This window comes from Albibacterium sp., from assembly GCF_035514885.1.
Taxonomy (GTDB): Bacteria; Bacteroidota; Bacteroidia; order Sphingobacteriales; family Sphingobacteriaceae; genus Albibacterium.
In genome coordinates this window covers 374289-391707 of record NZ_DATJCH010000012.1, presented here as the reverse complement: position 1 = coordinate 391707, position 17419 = coordinate 374289, and the positions used below count along the sequence as shown (strand labels likewise).

The 17419-nt window shown below is 35.8% G+C and carries 18 protein-coding genes and 1 tRNA gene; 8 read left to right on the top strand and 11 right to left on the bottom strand.

The features are described from left to right. Positions 1-4: 4 nt before the first annotated feature. Positions 5-670: an MgtC/SapB family protein gene (locus tag VL047_RS05635; RefSeq protein ID WP_325359120.1), complete on the bottom strand. Its 666-nt coding sequence runs from the start codon at positions 668-670 to the stop codon at positions 5-7. A 97-nt stretch (positions 671-767) separates the two neighbouring features. Here VL047_RS05635 and pnuC point away from each other — a divergent pair, with 97 nt between their 5' ends. Next, positions 768-1358, top strand: a complete 591-nt coding sequence (pnuC, locus tag VL047_RS05630) for a nicotinamide riboside transporter PnuC (RefSeq protein WP_325359119.1) — start codon at positions 768-770, stop codon at positions 1356-1358. Positions 1359-1446: 88 nt separating this feature from the next. Here pnuC and asnB read toward each other — a convergent pair whose 3' ends face one another. The 3 genes from asnB to VL047_RS05615 all read right to left on the bottom strand — a co-directional run bounded on the left by asnB (position 1447) and on the right by VL047_RS05615 (position 4325). After that, positions 1447-3129: an asparagine synthase B gene (gene asnB, locus VL047_RS05625; RefSeq protein ID WP_325359118.1), complete on the bottom strand. Its 1683-nt coding sequence runs from the start codon at positions 3127-3129 to the stop codon at positions 1447-1449. Between the two features lie 236 nt (positions 3130-3365). Next, complete coding sequence (locus VL047_RS05620; RefSeq protein WP_325359117.1) at positions 3366-3863, bottom strand: plastocyanin/azurin family copper-binding protein; 498 nt, start codon at positions 3861-3863, stop codon at positions 3366-3368. A 201-nt stretch (positions 3864-4064) separates the two neighbouring features. Beyond that, positions 4065-4325 (bottom strand): hypothetical protein, encoded by a 261-nt coding sequence (locus tag VL047_RS05615; RefSeq protein WP_325359116.1) that lies wholly within the window; start codon positions 4323-4325, stop codon positions 4065-4067. Positions 4326-4532: 207 nt separating this feature from the next. Between VL047_RS05615 and VL047_RS05610 the strand changes: the two genes are divergently transcribed. After that, the gene (locus VL047_RS05610) at positions 4533-5324 is read left to right on the top strand and encodes a hypothetical protein (protein WP_325359115.1); all 792 of its coding nucleotides are present in this window, start codon (positions 4533-4535) and stop codon (positions 5322-5324) included. Between the two features lie 49 nt (positions 5325-5373). Here the strand turns inward: VL047_RS05610 and purU are convergent, their stop codons facing one another. Continuing rightward, positions 5374-6213, bottom strand: a complete 840-nt coding sequence (purU, locus tag VL047_RS05605) for a formyltetrahydrofolate deformylase (RefSeq protein WP_325359114.1) — start codon at positions 6211-6213, stop codon at positions 5374-5376. A gap of 181 nt (positions 6214-6394) precedes the next feature. Here purU and VL047_RS05600 point away from each other — a divergent pair, with 181 nt between their 5' ends. Next, complete coding sequence (locus VL047_RS05600) at positions 6395-6865, top strand: DNA starvation/stationary phase protection protein (protein WP_325359113.1); 471 nt, start codon at positions 6395-6397, stop codon at positions 6863-6865. 67 nt (positions 6866-6932) lie between these two features. Here VL047_RS05600 and VL047_RS05595 read toward each other — a convergent pair whose 3' ends face one another. After that, the gene (locus VL047_RS05595; protein ID WP_325359112.1) at positions 6933-8093 is read right to left on the bottom strand and encodes an MFS transporter; all 1161 of its coding nucleotides are present in this window, start codon (positions 8091-8093) and stop codon (positions 6933-6935) included. 137 nt (positions 8094-8230) lie between these two features. Then, positions 8231-8623, bottom strand: coding sequence for a hypothetical protein (locus VL047_RS05590; RefSeq protein WP_325359111.1), 393 nt, complete (start codon positions 8621-8623; stop codon positions 8231-8233). Positions 8624-8901: 278 nt separating this feature from the next. On the opposite strand from VL047_RS05590, the gene VL047_RS05585 reads away from it, so the two are divergent. Genes VL047_RS05585 through VL047_RS05570 form a run of 4 tightly spaced genes read left to right on the top strand, consistent with a single transcriptional unit; the run spans position 8902 to position 13496 of the window. After that, positions 8902-9549 carry a TetR/AcrR family transcriptional regulator gene (locus VL047_RS05585; protein WP_325359110.1) on the top strand — a complete coding sequence of 216 codons (648 nt, stop codon included), beginning with the start codon at positions 8902-8904 and terminating at the stop codon, positions 9547-9549. Next, entirely contained in the window at positions 9524-10894 is a 1371-nt protein-coding gene (locus VL047_RS05580) for a TolC family protein (protein WP_325359109.1), read from the top strand. Before VL047_RS05585 ends, VL047_RS05580 begins: the two co-directional genes overlap by 26 nt. A gap of 12 nt (positions 10895-10906) precedes the next feature. Beyond that, positions 10907-11944, top strand: a complete 1038-nt coding sequence (locus VL047_RS05575) for an HlyD family secretion protein (RefSeq protein ID WP_325359108.1) — start codon at positions 10907-10909, stop codon at positions 11942-11944. Positions 11945-11948: 4 nt separating this feature from the next. Then, positions 11949-13496 (top strand): DHA2 family efflux MFS transporter permease subunit, encoded by a 1548-nt coding sequence (locus VL047_RS05570; RefSeq protein ID WP_325359107.1) that lies wholly within the window; start codon positions 11949-11951, stop codon positions 13494-13496. Between the two features lie 11 nt (positions 13497-13507). Here the strand turns inward: VL047_RS05570 and VL047_RS05565 are convergent, their stop codons facing one another. From VL047_RS05565 to VL047_RS05550, 4 genes are all read right to left on the bottom strand, one after another. Continuing rightward, positions 13508-14116, bottom strand: a complete 609-nt coding sequence (locus VL047_RS05565) for an alpha-ketoglutarate-dependent dioxygenase AlkB family protein (protein WP_325359106.1) — start codon at positions 14114-14116, stop codon at positions 13508-13510. Between the two features lie 2 nt (positions 14117-14118). Next, positions 14119-14970 (bottom strand): methylated-DNA--[protein]-cysteine S-methyltransferase, encoded by an 852-nt coding sequence (locus VL047_RS05560; RefSeq protein ID WP_325359105.1) that lies wholly within the window; start codon positions 14968-14970, stop codon positions 14119-14121. A gap of 94 nt (positions 14971-15064) precedes the next feature. Then, on the bottom strand, positions 15065-16150 hold the full coding sequence (locus tag VL047_RS05555; RefSeq protein ID WP_325359104.1) for an acyltransferase: 1086 nt from the start codon (positions 16148-16150) through the stop codon (positions 15065-15067). A 129-nt stretch (positions 16151-16279) separates the two neighbouring features. Further along, positions 16280-16353, bottom strand: a tRNA-His gene (locus VL047_RS05550). Positions 16354-16475: 122 nt separating this feature from the next. Here VL047_RS05550 and VL047_RS05545 point away from each other — a divergent pair. Continuing rightward, entirely contained in the window at positions 16476-17372 is an 897-nt protein-coding gene (locus VL047_RS05545) for a site-specific tyrosine recombinase (protein ID WP_325359103.1), read from the top strand. Positions 17373-17419: the final 47 nt, after the last annotated feature.

Sequence of the window (17419 nt, the reverse complement as noted above, 5' to 3'; positions counted from 1 at the left end):
AAAATTATACGAAATCAATACTTTTAACTCTGGCATCCTTACCAATTATTGCAGCAATTTGTTTGAGATCCTTATTTTTGGGTGAGTTTATTTTTAAAGTTAGCGTACCATCAGGTTTTCTATCTAATGCAAAATGATGAATATCATACGACTCATTTTGCAAAATAACATCTATAATAAAGTTTGAATCTTCGATAGAATCAAAATGTATTACCAAATTCCTCTTACTTGTTCTTGCGAATAAAAGACCTTCTACTGGCTGCAATAGCCATAAAATAGTAATTACGATAGCTGTTGTTGCCAATGCTGCCCAATACATCCCACCACCAACAGCTAAGCCAATGGCAGCTACTGTCCATAATCCTGATGCTGTTGTTAAACCTCGAATAATGCCGTGCCTCAAAAATATAATAGTTCCCGCACCTAAGAATCCAATTCCACTTACAACCTGCGATGCAACCCTAGAAGGATCTAATGAAACATTCGGATGTTTCATTAATTCCTCAAAACCATATGAAGAAACAATCATATATAAAGCAGACCCCACAGCCACCATCATATGTGTTCTCATGCCGGCTGCCCATTCCTTGCGTTCTCTTTCGATACCAATTAATGCCCCACAGAAAGCAGCACTACCTAAACGAATAACAATTTCGTATGTTTCAATCATAGAAGTATAATAAAACTGATGAGCTTGTAAAACAGGTATTATAGATAAAAGTTTTAATTCTTCTTTCCATTATAAATTTTCATTTACTTTGCAAGCCATGAATTTAAACACCATCCTAGAAATAATATCTGTAGTCTTTGGTATCTTATATTTAATTTTAATGATCCGAGAGAATATATGGTGTTGGGTATTCGGGATACTGGCATCTGCTATTACGGTATATCTATATGTGCATGTAACACTTTACTTAGAAGCAGGACTTAATATTTATTATATTCTTGCCGGTTTCTATGGGTGGACCTATTGGTATAGGCATCAAAAAAAAGAAGCGGCCAGCGAAAAGGTGAATGTACCAATACGAATCTGGAGGCCAACTAATCATGTAATAGCCATTCTTACATCTGGAATATTAAGTATGGTACTAGGTATAATTATGCATCGTTATACAAATTCCGAAAGACCCTATATAGATGCTGTTATCACTGTTTTTAGCTTCGTAGCAACTTATATGGAAGCAAGAAAGGTGCTATCTACCTGGCATTATTGGTTTCTACTGAACGCAGCATCTATATTCTTACAGTTAGACCGGGGCTTATACTTCTTCGCAATCCTCTCTGTGTTCTATACTATTATGAGTGTTTACGGATTCAAACGCTGGAAGAAAACACTTCTATCACAAGGTACATAACACAAAAAATCCCTGAATATAAAGTATATTCAGGGATTTAAATCAAATCTATTATACTATACTTCTAACAATAAGATAAGAAGATAGTTTACTCAACAGGTAATTTTGTATAACTCTCTTGATGAACAGAACCAACTGCTCTTCCAGAAGGATCATTCTGATTCAAGAATGACGCATCCCATGCTAACGCCTCAGGTGTACTACAAGCTACCGAAGGAACTGAAGGTACGGTAAGAGCCGCAGAATCGGATGGGAAATGCTCTTGGAAAATACTTCTATATAAATACTCTTCCTTATTTCTTGGAGGGTTAATTGGGAATTTCTTATCTGCATCAGCCAATTCCTGATCACTTACCTTTGTTTCAGCTTGCGCTTTTAAAGTATCAATCCAGCTATATCCTACTCCATCAGAGAATTGTTCTTTTTGACGCCAAACAATACTTTCTGGTAAATAATCTTCGAATGCTTTTCTAACAACCCATTTCTCAATACGTCCTCCACCAATCATTTTATCTTTTGGGTTTAAACGCATCGCAATATCCATAAACTCTTTATCTAAGAAAGGAACACGACCTTCAATACCCCAAGCTGCTAACGATTTATTTGCTCTTAAACAATCGTACAAATGCAGCTTACTAAGTTTTCTAACGGTTTCTTCATGAAATTCTTTAGCATTAGGAGCCTTATGGAAGTATAAATATCCTCCAAACAACTCATCAGAACCCTCTCCTGATAAAACCATCTTTATTCCCATCGATTTGATAACGCGAGCCAATAAATACATTGGGGTAGACGCTCTAATGGTGGTAACATCGTATGTTTCTAAATGATAAATAACATCACGTATTGCATCTAAACCTTCTTGTATACTAAAGTTTATTTCATGATGAACTGTACCAATATGATCTGCCGCCTTTCGCGCAGCAATTAAATCCGGAGACCCATGTAAACCAACTGCAAAAGAATGCAATTGAGGATACCAGGCACTTTCTTTGTCATTTGATTCAATACGCTTTGATGCAAATAATTTAGTAACTGCCGCTATAACTGAAGAATCCAATCCACCTGATAGTAAAACACCATAAGGAACATCTGACATTAACTGACGATGAACCGCAGCTTCCAAACCTAATCGTAAGGTTTCGATATCAGCTTCATTATCTTTTATATTTTCGTAAGATTCCCAATCTCTTTTATACCATTGTTGAAACTGTTGCCCATCTTTACTATAAATGTAATGTCCAGGCTTAAAAGTTTCAATGGTTGTACACACGCCTTCTAGTGCCTTAAGTTCAGATGCAACATAAAATGTTCCTTGGTCATCCCAACCAATATAAAGTGGCACGATACCAATATGATCTCTTGCAATGAAATAAGCATCTTTTTCAAGATCATAAATTGCAAAAGCAAAAATACCATTCAATTCATCCAAAAAGGTTGGACCTTTTTCTTGGTAAAGAGCTAAAAGTATTTCACTATCAGTTTCTGTTTTAAAATCATAATCAGGAAACTGTGCGCGAAGCTCTTGGTGATTGTATATTTCGCCATTAACAGCTAAAACAAGCTTTCCATCAGTACTATATAAAGGTTGATTACCAGATTTAGGATCAACAATTGCTAAACGTTCATGAGAAAGAATTGCATTATCGTTACTAAATATTCCAGACCAATCCGGTCCACGATGACGAATCTTTTTTGACATTTTAAGAACGCGAGTTCTCAGCTCAGGCGAACGACCTTTTAAATCAAAAGCTCCAATGATACCACACATATAAAATCTTTTTTATGTTCTTTACCTAATATTTATAAATTTCAAAACAAAGATACCATATTATTATTGAAATTATCAAACAAAAGATTAATTAAATACGGAATTAATAATAATTAAATACTTTCTTTATAAAAGTGATTAATTATTAATCCAATATTTATGAATTTAATTTTCAAAATGACACACCTCCAGCTTATTTAAAACAAACTGGAGGTGTATGAAATGTTTTACAAAATTTATTGGGTTACGGTAATTACACCCTTCATAATAATGTAATGCCCAGGGAAAGAGCATATGAAAGGATAACTACCTGGCTTACTAGGAGCGTTGAAATAAATAGTTTCTGATTTTTGAGGATCAATAATAGATGTATACTCTAAAACTTTCGGTGTGCTTGGTACGTAATCCATTTCGGGGCCTTTAGCTCCTAGTTTCATAGCTAATTGACCGACTTCTGTTCCAGCATTAATATCTGTCAGAACAAAATTATGAGGCATTACGTCCTTGTTATTAAAAGTTAATTTAACCTTGCTTCCAGCTTTAACTGTAATCGCAGAGGCATCAAACTTCAATCCAGGTAAAGTACCCAAGTTAATTGTTTTGTCAACCACACCTTTCCAACTCGCAGGCATTGTTGTCACACGTTTAGCAGCATCGTCTGCGCTTCTTACAGCTTTTACAGCGGGCACATCAGTCATTGATGTATGATTCATGGCCATATGATCATGACTCATAGGCTTTTCAACTTTACTTGCAATTAAATTTGAATTGTTAAGCGAAATTGAATTTTGGGAAAAAGCATATTGTGCACAAAATGTTCCGCACAACAATAGCATAATGTTCTTTGTCATAAAATTTAGTTGTTTATAAATCGTACGCAAATTAATAATTTCATTCAACAAATAAATAACTTTTTACAAAAGTTGAATGTTAAATTATTTTCGTAATCCGCCACCGGGTCTTTCATTTTCCTCTCCTTCCTGTTTTGTTGGATTAGGATTCTCCAAGGCATCTTCATCAATAATCAGAATATCATCATCCATTTGATTACCTAAATCAGCATCATCTGGACTGCTGGCACTTTCCAATATATCTTGTTTGAATAAACTCTGATCTTGGTTTTCCTTATTGCTTTTACTCTTACCTTTACTTTGTGGAAATGTTGCTTTATTACCTTTTTCGATTTTATCCTTCATACATTCTATTTTTAAGTTGTTAAAATCAGAACGTCTATTTAATAGTTATTGTTTAAATAAAAATCTAATCTTAATTTAATCAATGCATTGAATCAAAATCTTTTACCTCTCAATTTCCTTTTGCCCTAATTAAATACTTAAAAGTGGGTATTGATTCATGAATCAGACGGTTATATCTTCGTTAAGTTTCAATCTTAAGTAATTTTTATGAAATTAACATTCAGAATCATAGTATTATTTCTAATTATCACTTGCTTTTCCTGCGAAAAAAGTATTGCACCAAACGAAGAAATACAAAAGCTAAATTGCAATAGTATGCCTAGTGGTTTTCAGTGCTTATCAGCAGCTGGTCAAACTACTACTACTACATACAAAATTCCTGAAGTTATCGGTTATTGGAATTCTGATGATTTTGATTTTTGTGTACAATATAAAAGTGATGGAACAGGTGTAATTACTTATAAAGCCAGTGCCTTTAGTCCAGGAAGCACTGTACCCATTAAATGGGGAGCTATGGTCACGTCAACAGGTGAATTTTATAGTAGTAATGGTGAATTAAGAATCATTCATGAAAGTACAAATGGAACTCCTGTAGACATCCAGATTGCTCTTTTAACTTTTCTTCCTAAAAAACAACAATTTTATGGATATGACCTAGTTCCTGTAAGCTCTTGTGGAACTGCTAACCCGGGAACAGGTAATAATAATGGCAACGAGAACGGAAATGGAAACCAGGGAACCGGTAATTACACATTCTGGACTTCAGCAGACTATGACTGTGGGCCTGTAACTGTCACTATTAACGGGGTTTCGAAAGTAATTGATAGTTATTTTAGTTCGTCGCCAAATTGTAATGAAGTGGGTACCGCAACATTCTCGTTACCTCAAGGAAGTTATACCTTCACAGCAGAATGTAACAATATTAAATGGGGTCCTTCTGCTATAACTATAGTTAATGGAACTTGTTCTAAAATGCAATTAACTTATTCTGGGAAATAAACATCAACTTCAAGAATTTTAAATATGAAACAAACTATTGTATTTGAAACTATTCAAACACAATAGTTTTATTACCGGTAATAAAAACGCGATCCTCAAGGACTAAGGCTATCGCTTTGCTCAATACGGCCATTTCAACCTCCTTTCCGGCAATTCTCATTTGGGAAACACCATAATTATGATTAATATGGATAATCTGCTGTTTAATGATAGGACCTTCATCCAGGTCGCCAGTTACGAAGTGTGCAGTAGCTCCAATTATCTTAACACCACGTTCAAAAGCCTTGCGATAAGGATTAGCTCCTATAAATGCAGGTAAGAATGAATGATGAATATTGATTATTTTTCCTGTGTAATGTGATATAAACTCTGGCGACAAAATCCGCATAAACTTAGCTAAGATTAAATAGTCAGGCTGGTAGTTTGATAGAGTATAAAGAATTTCTCCTTCGAACTCTTCTTTACTTTTTCCCTCATGTGAGATATAGTAAAAAGGAAGAGAAAAGCGTTCTGTAATAGATCTTAAGTACTCATGATTTCCGATAACACATTGTATCTCTGCTCCCAATGTATCAAAGAAATTTCTCATCAATATATCACCCAAACAATGATATTCCTTTGTAACAAAGATGGCTATCTTCTTTCTTTTACTTGGATTTATTGTAATGACTGACTGATCAGGCAAAGCATCCTTTAGTTCATTATAAAGATATTCTTTATCTTTTGGTAAGCCATTGCATTCAATTCGAGCAAAGAAGCGCGATGAGGCCTCATCAACAAACTCCCGCATACTAATAATATTCAAATGTTGAGCAGCAAGGATTTGTGTAACCGAAGTAACCAATCCAATACTATCTTTACATTGGATCAGAATTAAAGTACTTTCCATTCTATTTATATATAAACGAAATGTTTATGTTTTGCAATTATATTGAGGTTTGAAAACATACACTCCAAGTTTTGTTTTCATTCGCAATATTACATTTAATATTTTTATTTTAAGATTCTAGTATAAAACTTATTTAAGTCTCAACTGTTATACTAATTCAAATCTTAAAAACAATTCAACTATGAAATCAAATATTGGTATAACTCAAGAAAACTTATCAAAAGTTGCACATTCTCTTAACATACTATTAGCCGATGAAACAGTATTGTATATTAAAACAAGAAATGCACATTGGAATGTAGAAGATCCTAATTTTCATGCATTGCATTTATTCCTAGAAGAGCAGTATGGTCTATTAGCACAATTAATTGACGATATAGCTGAAAGAATTCGCTCCATCGGTCATTATGCCGAGGCTACATTAAAGGCTTACTTGGAACTAACCCATCTGTCTGAGAAAAAAAGTAAAAAGAACGACGGAGCGGGCTTCTTAAAAGAACTATTAGAAGACCATGAAGCTATAATTAAAGAATTACGTGCAAATATCTCTGTTTACGAAGAAGATTGGAATGATGTAGGTTCAAGTGACTTTATAACAGGAATACTTCAAACCCATGAAAAGATAGCTTGGATGTTAAGATCGCATCTATAGAATCTAGACCATATCTACATTTTGATATTGTAGATTCTACAATCACAACCTCATAGAATCTACAATATCAAATTTTGGCTTTAGTAGATAATACAATTATAAAGGATCCCATAAGTGCAATAAAAACAAACGCGATTCTAAGTGTAAATGCCCCTGAAAGAAATCCGATTAAGGGTGGGCCAATTAAGAAACCAACAAATCCAATAGTCGAAACAGCGGCAATAGCAGCCCCTGGAGACATGGTTGTTGATTTTCCAGCTACGCTATACACCATCGGTACAACTGAGGATACCCCTGCACCAACAAGTAAAAACCCAACAATAGCGGCATATAATGTTGGAAAAACAACTGCTACAAGCAAACCCATTACTGTTAGGGTACCACTAATTTGCAAAGTCCGCTTTAAGCCAAAACGTGCTGCAAAACTATCTGCAACAAAGCGCCCCAGAGCCATTGTACACATAAACGCAGTATAACCTGCTGCTATCCATGCCTTTTCCGCCAAAACTATTTTTTTGAAATAAATTACACTCCAATCAAACATAGCTCCTTCACACACCATTGAGCAAAAGGATATTAGCCCCAATACCAACAAAGACTTATCTGGTATAACAAATGCAGGACTAGAACTGGCGGAGTTATGATCATCATTTAAATAGCGCCAACAGAAAACTATAGAGATTATAGTTATAAAGGCAATAAGCATAAAATGCGGAGCGGGTAATATCTCTTTCCCAATCATAAAAGTACCTATAAGCGCACCTACAAATCCTGCCAAACTCCACAAACCGTGAAACGATGCCATAATAGGTCTACCATATAAAGCTTCAGTTACTACCGCCTGTGTATTAACAGAAATATTTGTTGCATTACTTGCAAAACCAAAAATAACCAAACAGATAACAAGCTGATAAGCTTCATTAACAGCACCCAAGCTAATAAGCGATAAACCATAAACTGTAAGTGCTATCATTAATAATTTCCGACTTCCTATCCTAGATACAGCCCAACCTGACAAGGGTAAGGACAACATCAAACCTACTGGCAGGGCAAATAATACACCTCCGAGCTCTACGTCAGAGAGGGAAAGTTTTTGTTGTATGGTTGCAATTCTTGATGCCCAACTGGAGAAACAGAGTCCAGCCATAAAAAACATAGCTGCTACTGCAGTTCGAATAACGATTTTTGAATATTGTGAAGTTTTGGGTTGTAGTTTATGTGTATGCATAAATGGTATTAGAAATCTAATCTACAAAAATAGATTTATTATAATACATCAACAACATATGCTTTTTTATAAACTAAAAAAGGGTTCTACGGTCAAATAACCGGAAAACCCTATCTTCATAAACCTACATCGTATTTTTACATTGGCGAACCAGTAGTAGGTGTTGTTGGAGAATTTGGAGAAGTACTAGGACGAGGCGCATTTGGTATATCAGATTGTGGCTTTGGGAATGGATCTACACCTGGAGATGTTGATGGTGCATCTGGAGGTGTTGGAATACCCGGATTTGATGGTGAAGTCAAACCCTTATCGGTTGTACCCTCCGTTGTTGGTGTTGGATCATTTGGTACAGGTGTTACTATAACAGGATCTTCTTTTGTAGTATCAGCCTGTATAGTATCAGCCTGAACTTTCTTTTCTAGATTACCGTCTTTCTGTCCATTCGTTGTATCCTGCACCTGCGCATTTGCACTACTTGCAGCAAAACAAAATATAAGCGATGCTGCTAAACCAAAAAATAACTTTTTCATAATGTTGATATTTAAATTATATAATATTTCTATCTCTATAAGGTCAACACTCCTTTGGGTTTTTTAGTTAGTAACTAAATAAAAATCACGTATTTATCCTTTCATATCCGTATTAATGCCAGGTGTTTCCTAGTAAGAATCAAAGTAGCTATCAATATGAATACTTAAAATAAAATAACTGTTTATCAGTTACTTACAATCAACCCAATATTTTTTTGCATTCCAATAAAAAATTAATCAATCGTTTGATTAATTTTGCATCCTCAAAAAAAACGAACATGGATAAAGAGAAAATAGATAAAAAAGAGCGTCTTCTCGACGTTGCTGAAAGGATGTTCTCCGATCTGGGGTATGACGGGGCTTCTACCCGCATAATCTCAAAAGAAGCAGGAGTTAATATGGCTATGCTAAATTACTATTTTGGATCAAAGGATGGATTGTTCACTGCTGTATTTGAACGCCGTGTATCAACTTTCAGAGCCACCTTACAAAATATTAACAATGAACATATCACTTCTTGGGAGAAGCTCCAACGATGTGTTGATTACTACATAGATCGTATCATTCCCAATAGTTGTTTCCATAGATTAATACATCGTGAACTATCCCTGTCACAAAGATCTGAAATTACAAAAACCATTACAGATATTCTTTTAAAAAACGTAATAGAAGTAAAAAAGATTATTAAAGACGGTATCAATAATGGCAGTTTTAAAGCCGATATCGATGTAGAAATGGTGGTTGCTACCCTGTTTGGGACAAAGTACTACATCCTCAATACACCACAAATGTCATCTGCGGTAATAGAAAGAGACGTAGAAGATGAAAAAGTGATGGAGGAAGAGCTTAAACCTCGAATGAAAAATCACTTAAAAAACTTATTTAAAGCTTACCTACTCAATGAAGACTATAAAAATAGCGAATAAGCAGATCGAAAGCTCTCTATTAAAAAACACAATACAACTGCTCAAACGAGCTGGAATCACATTAATTCTCCTAAGCTTTTTCACTTACTCACAAGCTCAGGAAAAAGTACTAACACTTAATGAAGCCATTCAATTAGGTTTAGAAAACAGCAAACAACTCAAACTCTCCCAATCGCGTGTAAACGAAGCAATTTCACAGTATAATCAGGTCAAAGATAAAGCCTTACCTACGGCCAGTACAAGTTTTGCTTACAATCATACCGAAATATTAAATGATCAATTTCAGATTGGTAATGAGGAAGCATTCGACCTGCCTGCTCGCACAAATGCATTCATAGGTACCGCTTCAATTCAGCAACTGATTTTTCAAGGAAACAAATTAAAATTTGCCAAAGAATCTACCAATCTGTTAACTCAGGTTGCCCGACTTGATATCGATAAGAACAAACAAGATATCATTTATAATATCATCAATGCCTATTATAATTTATACAAAGTACTACAAAGTGAAAAGGTAGTTGAACAAAATCTTCGAGTTATTGATCGGCAAATCAAACAGTCTGAACGATTCTTTGAACAAGGAATTGTCACTAAAAACGATGTATTACGTTTCCAATTAGAGAAATCCAATATTCAATTAACTGGCCTTGATCTTGAAAATAACCGAAAAGTAGTCAACTATAACTTGGATATATTATTAGGCTTACCAGAAAGCACAATCTTAATAATCAATAAAATAGCAGATGATCAAACTATCATCGTGGGGTTACCAAACTACATTGACAATGCACTAAACAACCGCGAAGAGCTCAAACAAATAAGCTTACAAACTCAAGTTGCTGATTATAATATAAAATCAGCTAAAGCCGATCTCTTACCAACTTTAGGAGTTGGCGCTAACATGTATTTCATAAACCCAAGTGGTAAATTTATACCTCCTGTTAACCAATCCTTAGCACCTGTATCTATCGCCGCTACCCTCACATGGAATCTAAGCAACCTGTGGACCAACAAAAATAAAGTAGCAGAAGCACGTATTAAAAAAGAAGAAATCCAGATCAATGAAGGTATCTTTCAAGATCAAATAAAAACGCAGGTCAATCAAGACTATCAAAACTATTTAAAATCGGTTGAAAGAATTAAAATTCTGCAAACTTCTATTACGCAGGCTCAGGAAAATGATAAAATACTAGAATCAAAGTATGAAAACACCATAGCTTCTGTAACAGATCGTATCGATGCTAATAATCAATTATTTCAATCCCAAATAAACTTGGAATTGGCAAAAGCCGATGCAATACTTGCTTATTATACCCTATTAAAATCAACCGCAACATTGAAATAAAATTGAATCTAAATGGAAACCAAACAAAAAAAATCATCAAAAGTAATTCCAATCATCTTAGCTCTCGTAATTATCGCTGGTGCTGCTCTCGGAGTAAAAGAATACATCTATTATAGCAATCACGTAGATACAGATGATGCTCAAATTGATGGAGATATCAGCCCAGTGGTAGCACGCGTTGGTGGCTATGTCGATTCTATTTTATTTGAAGAAAACGAAAAAGTAACGCAAGATCAGATTTTGCTTAAACTAGACGAACGTGATTACCGAATCAAATTAGAACAAGCATTAGCAGCGCAACGTGGTGCAAGCGCAGGGATTGATGTCTCCCAATCACAAATTAGCTCTACTTTCGCCAATTCATCAAGCGCAAAAGCACAAGCGGAATCTGCCAAGGCAAAATTATGGCAAGCTAATAAAGATTACGAGCGTTATGCCAATCTGATTAAAGATGGTTCTATAACACAACAGCAATTTGACCAAGCGAAAGTACAAAGAGACGTAGCACAAGCCTCTTATCAGGCAGCCCAAGATCAATACAAAGCAGCTGTCGAACAGGTAGCAACTACTAAATCACAATTAGAGGTCACCAATACTGGTTTAGACCAGCGCCAGGCAGATGTAGATTTTGCTAAACTACAATTATCTTATACAAACATCACGGCCCCTACCAGCGGTATTGTTTCTAAAAAGAACGTTCAAAAAGGACAACTAGTCCAAGCGGGGCAAACGCTCTTTTCAATTGTTAATGAAAACAGCATTTACGTTACTGCCAATTTTAAAGAAACTCAATTAGAAGATATTAAAGTTGGTGCTCCTGTTAATATTGAAGTTGATGCTTATCCCGATGATAAGATTGAAGGAACGGTCTATAATTTTTCTCCTGCTACAGGTGCCAAATTCTCTTTATTGCCACCTGATAACGCAACGGGAAACTTCGTAAAAGTAGTTCAAAGAATTCCTGTCAAGATTAAAATCAACGCACCACAAGAAATCATGGAAAAGTTGCGTCCCGGAATGAGTGTTCAAGTATCAGTAATCACCAAATAACTCAATGGTAGAAACAGGATTTAGAAAATGGATCATCACGTTTACGGTAATCACAGCTTCCTTATTAGAACTGATAGATACGACCATTGTAAACGTGGCATTGCCCCAAATACAAGGTAATCTTGGAGCATCATTAGAAGATATTGCCTGGCTATCTACAGGTTATGCAGTAGCAAATGTAATCATCCTGCCTATGTCAGGTTGGCTCGGAAACCGTTTTGGTAGAAAGAATTACTTCCTAGCTTCCATCGTTTTATTTACAATAGCATCGTTTCTATGTGGAAATGCAACCATGCTTGAAGAGCTGATTGGGTTCCGAATTTTACAAGGTATCGCAGGCGGTGGACTTATAGCTACAGCTCAAGCCATTTTACTAGAAACCTGGCCCAGAGAAGATGTCGGTATTGCAACTGCCCTATTTGGTTTGGGTGCTGTAGTTGGCCCTACCGTAGGTCCAACTATCGGTGGCTATATTATAGAAATCAGTTCTTGGCCATGGATCTTTTATGTTAACATTCCAGTTGGAATATTAGCGGCTTATTGTACTTACACTTTCGTTAGAAGCACACCTCGAGAAGGTAAAGGCATGCCTATTGACTGGTGGGGTATTGGATTATTAGCAATTGCTGTTGGCAGTTTACAAACTCTGCTAGAGAAAGGTGAAAGTGAAGATTGGTTTGCCACCCCTTACATCGTTGTATTAGCCATTCTTTCCATATTCGGTGTCCTACTATTTATATGGCGAGAACTTAGTACCGACCATCCCATTGTTAACTTCAAAATCATGCGACATCGAAGTTTCTCAGTAGGTATGTTTACTTCCTTTGTATTGGGTTTCGGTTTATATGGCTCTGTATTTGTATTCCCAATTTTTTGCCAGAATCTACTTGGCTTCACTCCATTACAAACCGGAGAAATCCTTTTTCCAGGTGGTGTATGTACAATCATTATGATGCCATTTATCGGGATTATGCTTAAAAGAGGAGTTCCTGCTCAATTTATGGCCAGTGTAGGTATGTTATTATTCTTCGTTTTTTGCTGGATGCTAAGTAATTCGACACTATCTTCGGGAACAGGAGATTTCTTCTGGCCATTAGTAATTCGTGGAGTAGGTATGGCATTATTATTTGTACCTCTAACCACCTTAGCAATACAAGATCTGAAAGGACCAGAAATAGGTCAGGGATCTGGATTAAACAACATGATGCGACAACTTGGTGGATCATTCGGGATTGCTTCTTTAACTACCTTAATTCACATCAGACAAGGTTTTCATCGCAGCAACCTACTAGCAAACATTAATGATTATAATCCAGCCTTTGTCGAACGTTTCAATAACTTAATCCACAACTTCATGGGGAAAGGCTATTCTGGTTTAGATGCACAACAAATGGCAGCTAAAGCAATAGAAGGTACTGTTATTAAACAAACTTTATTACTAACTTACAACGATGCATACTGGATCGCGGGCTTAATTATGCTTTTCTCAATCCCACTACTATACCTTCAAAAGTTCAAGAAGAACGTAGATATTCCAACAGATATACATTAAAAGTAAAGACGCTATTCTACTATCGTTCTAAAAGTCAAATTTACACGTGGCCTTGAAATTAACTTTGAAGGCGGTAAACGATGCAACCAATGAGTCTGCGTAGCATCTTTCATTATCAATAAACTACCATGCTCCAAGTATAAAGAAACTGTTTCCTTCGTTTCTTTATGCTTGAATGCAAACTTTCTCTCTGCTCCGAAGCTCAAAGAACCAATTGCTCCATTCTTTTTTAAATCCTTTTCAGCATCACTATGCCATGCCATTCCTTCATCACCGCTGTGATATAAATTAAGCAAGCATGAGTTGAATTTCTCTCCTACCCGATCTTCTACCATAGCTTTCAGTTCAAGAAGTTCTTTAGTCCAGGGCAAAGCAGATTTAGTTGTATTTGAATAGGTATATTCAAAAGGCTTATCACCATACCAGGCAACCTTACGTTTAGTTATAATGCGTTTACCAAAAATAACAGCCTCATCATTCTTCCATTCAATCCGATTTAATAAAGCTTCCAAGTAATAATCAGCTTCTTTTAAAGGAATCAATTTGCCATAATAATTAACCGTACCATCTTTAGGCAAAAAATTACGGTTAACGTCTATCTCATTGTTAAACAAATCCATTATTAAATATCTACATTTGCTTTTACACCTTCCCAACCTATCATCGCAGTTTTTCTTGTATTACCCCACATATATCCACCAAAGATCCCTGTAGACTGGATTACTCGGTGACAGGGAATTAAAAAAGCAACAGGATTACTTCCAATAGCTGTACCAACGGCTCTCGATGCTGTTGGTTTTCCAATTTTACCGGCAATTGAACCATAGGTAGATAAACCACCCATTGGAATTTTTAACAGAGCTTCCCAAACTTTCAATTGAAAATCAGTCCCTTTTAGATGAAGTTTTATTTCAGAAAGCTCACTCCAATCATTCTGAAATATGGACAACGCATTTTGCTGTATTAGATCAAGTTTAAATTGGAATGATGCATTCGGAAACCTAAGTTCCAAATCTCTAATAGCCTTTTCTTCATTATCTTCAAAAGCCATATGGCAGATGCCTTTTGATGTCGATGCTACTATCAGGTTTCCAAACGGACTACCTGAAAAACTATAATTAATAGAAAGATCCATTCCACCATTTTTATATTCAAAAGGTGTCATACCTTCTATATTGATAAATAAATCATGTAACCTGCTTGCTCCCGAAAAACCTGTTTCATGTGCGGTATCAAATAAAGTAACTTCATGCTCTCCCTTAAGTAATTTCTTGGCATGCTGAACACTGATATATTGCAAGAATTTCTTCGGACTTGTTCCTGCCCATTCAGTAAATAGTCTTTGAAAATGAAAAGAACTTAAATGAACTTTTTCGGCAACCTCATCCAGATTGGGTTGTTGCTTAAAATTAGCCTTGATATAATCTATCGCTTCTGCAATTCGCTTATAGTTGATGCAATCTTGCTCTTTCATCCTAATTCAATTTTTATACGATAAAGATCGTTAGGTTTTTAATAGAATGAAACCCGAAACTTGCTATATTTTTTAACTCCAACCTTTTCATTGATTACTTTCCCACTATCTGCTTTTTCCTCTTATTGGTTAAATATTTCCTTATCGGAATATCATATACTGTCATAACCAGATAAGCAAAACCTACTAAAAGAACCAACGAACCAATAATAATGAGAGTAAGCTGTCCGGTAGAAGGATTATGACTTGTATAATAATTTCCAAACATCCATATTACAGCATAATGTGTCATATACAAAGGGTAGGATATTTTGCCGGAAAATACACAAAGTACCCTTAAACCTCTTGTTAGGGTAGCTCCAGCTCCCAGTGCTATCAGCAACGGAAAATACAATAGTACCACCAAAGGTTCTGTAAGCCAATTCCATTCACCATACGGCATTAAAAAAGCCAATGACAGCAAAACACACAGACCAACAAAACCCAGTTTATTTTTAATGATTAGGTTAAATCGGTAAATGGCCAGTCCCGCCAAAAATGAATACAAAATGCGTGCACCACCATCCCAGAAGCTATTATTATCCCAACCACCCAATAAATTACCAGTCCTGTAGCCAACAAAAAAGAGCATTGTCGCAGCAAGCAAAATCAATAAAAGCAAACTTTTGCGACTAATACGACAAAGGATAAGCGCATAAAATATATTGGCTACATACTCCCAAAATAACGACCACGCAGGCGCATTAAGTCCGAATAAATTAAAGGCACGCTCCTGCATTACAGGAAAAGGTATCAGAAAAATAGAACTCACAAATATCAATATGGTTTCACCGACACTGTACAATGCAGCATGATCGCTAAACGGATCAAACAAAAAAGCTAGTAGGCCTAGTATTGAACCAAGGACGATCAGCGGATGCAACCTGATAAGCCTTGATTTAAAAAACTCCATCACACCCATTTTGCCAATGCGATCATCATAAGCATAGCCAATAACAAAGCCAGAAAGACAGAAAAAGAAATCAACTGCGAGAAAACCATGCGCTATAAAGTTTTGGGTAAAATCTGAATAGGCCCATTCCATAAAATGGAAAACAACCACCGCTATAGCGGCCAGACCTCTTAAACCATCAAGAATTTCAAAATGCTGTTTGGTTTTTAAAATATGGGTTTCGTTCATTTATATTGAATATTGGTTAAGCAATGTAAATATTCAAAAAATAATTAACTAGCTGATTCCGAACTTCTCTTCACATCAATAATTGGTAAATAAAAAAAGCAGCTCTTTTCAGAACTGCTTTCAAAATTGGGTGGATGATGGGGCTCGAACCCACGACCCTCGGTACCACAAACCGATGCTCTAACCAACTGAGCTACAACCACCGTTTGATTGGAATGCAAAAATACGTAATAAAACTACATCTGCAAATTATTTTTAACCAATATTAAAACATTTTATACAGCTATAATTCTTTTAAAGTTTATCCGTTAATTTGTAGAGGATTATGGATTGGAAAGCCTCGATAAATAATTTTAAACAATATTTACAGCTTGAAAGATCGCTTGCTGCCAACTCCGTAATAGCCTATATAATGGATATAGAAAAGCTGTTTTCCTTCAGCTTAACACAAGACATCCTCAATCCTGTTAAATTAGAAACCAAACATATTCAACTGTTTTTGGTGTGGCTGAAAGATCTAGAGGTATCCCCTGCTTCCCAATCAAGAATATTATCTGGCGTCAAGGCATTCTATACATTTCTAGCCATTGAAGGTGAAATTAAACACAACCCGGCAGAGCTGATTGAAGCACCTCGGTTAAGCAGGAAACTCCCTGACTTTTTGCATTTATACGAGATCGAAGAAATCATTAATGCCATAGACCTCTCACAACCAGAAGGTTTACGAAACAAAGCAATTATAGAAACCCTGTATGGATGTGGCCTGCGCGTAAGTGAACTAATCAACCTAAAGATTTCAAACCTGTATTTTGAAATAGACTTCATAAAGGTTGTCGGAAAAGGGAGTAAAGAGCGTCTAATCCCAATTGGAGGTGCAGCTAAGAAAATGATAGATCTATATCTTCAGGAAATTCGTAATCATACACCGATTAAAGCGGGATTTGAAGATTTCGTTTTCCTAAACCGTCGTGGAAGAGCCTTATCCAGAGTAATGATCTTCATAATTATAAAAGACCTCGTGAATAAGACAAACATCGAAAAGAATGTCAGCCCTCATACCTTCCGACACTCTTTTGCAACTCACTTAATTGAAGGAGGTGCTGATTTACGTGCCGTACAAGAAATGCTTGGCCATGAAAGCATAACTACAACAGAAATATACACCCATTTGGATAAAGCTTACTTGCAATCGGTCATAACCTCCTTTCATCCAAGACCTTAATTATAAAACAAAAAACATTTGCAAGTTCATTTAATTTAACCAATCTT

What these genes read in the sequence shown, in the direction of transcription:
- VL047_RS05635 (WP_325359120.1), bottom strand. Translation starts at nt 670, where the DNA reads ATGATTGAAACATACGAAATTGTTATTCGTTTAGGTAGTGCTGCTTTC.
- pnuC (WP_325359119.1), top strand. Translation starts at nt 768, where the DNA reads ATGAATTTAAACACCATCCTAGAAATAATATCTGTAGTCTTTGGTATC.
- asnB (WP_325359118.1), bottom strand. Translation starts at nt 3,129, where the DNA reads ATGTGTGGTATCATTGGAGCTTTTGATTTAAAAGGTCGTTCGCCTGAG.
- VL047_RS05620 (WP_325359117.1), bottom strand. Translation starts at nt 3,863, where the DNA reads ATGAGTCATGATCATATGGCCATGAATCATACATCAATGACTGATGTG.
- VL047_RS05615 (WP_325359116.1), bottom strand. Translation starts at nt 4,325, where the DNA reads ATGAAGGATAAAATCGAAAAAGGTAATAAAGCAACATTTCCACAAAGT.
- VL047_RS05610 (WP_325359115.1), top strand. Translation starts at nt 4,533, where the DNA reads ATGAAATTAACATTCAGAATCATAGTATTATTTCTAATTATCACTTGC.
- purU (WP_325359114.1), bottom strand. Translation starts at nt 6,213, where the DNA reads ATGGAAAGTACTTTAATTCTGATCCAATGTAAAGATAGTATTGGATTG.
- VL047_RS05600 (WP_325359113.1), top strand. Translation starts at nt 6,395, where the DNA reads ATGAAATCAAATATTGGTATAACTCAAGAAAACTTATCAAAAGTTGCA.
- VL047_RS05595 (WP_325359112.1), bottom strand. Translation starts at nt 8,093, where the DNA reads ATGCATACACATAAACTACAACCCAAAACTTCACAATATTCAAAAATC.
- VL047_RS05590 (WP_325359111.1), bottom strand. Translation starts at nt 8,623, where the DNA reads ATGAAAAAGTTATTTTTTGGTTTAGCAGCATCGCTTATATTTTGTTTT.
- VL047_RS05585 (WP_325359110.1), top strand. Translation starts at nt 8,902, where the DNA reads ATGGATAAAGAGAAAATAGATAAAAAAGAGCGTCTTCTCGACGTTGCT.
- VL047_RS05580 (WP_325359109.1), top strand. Translation starts at nt 9,524, where the DNA reads ATGAAGACTATAAAAATAGCGAATAAGCAGATCGAAAGCTCTCTATTA.
- VL047_RS05575 (WP_325359108.1), top strand. Translation starts at nt 10,907, where the DNA reads ATGGAAACCAAACAAAAAAAATCATCAAAAGTAATTCCAATCATCTTA.
- VL047_RS05570 (WP_325359107.1), top strand. Translation starts at nt 11,949, where the DNA reads ATGGTAGAAACAGGATTTAGAAAATGGATCATCACGTTTACGGTAATC.
- VL047_RS05565 (WP_325359106.1), bottom strand. Translation starts at nt 14,116, where the DNA reads ATGGATTTGTTTAACAATGAGATAGACGTTAACCGTAATTTTTTGCCT.
- VL047_RS05560 (WP_325359105.1), bottom strand. Translation starts at nt 14,970, where the DNA reads ATGAAAGAGCAAGATTGCATCAACTATAAGCGAATTGCAGAAGCGATA.
- VL047_RS05555 (WP_325359104.1), bottom strand. Translation starts at nt 16,150, where the DNA reads ATGAACGAAACCCATATTTTAAAAACCAAACAGCATTTTGAAATTCTT.
- VL047_RS05545 (WP_325359103.1), top strand. Translation starts at nt 16,476, where the DNA reads ATGGATTGGAAAGCCTCGATAAATAATTTTAAACAATATTTACAGCTT.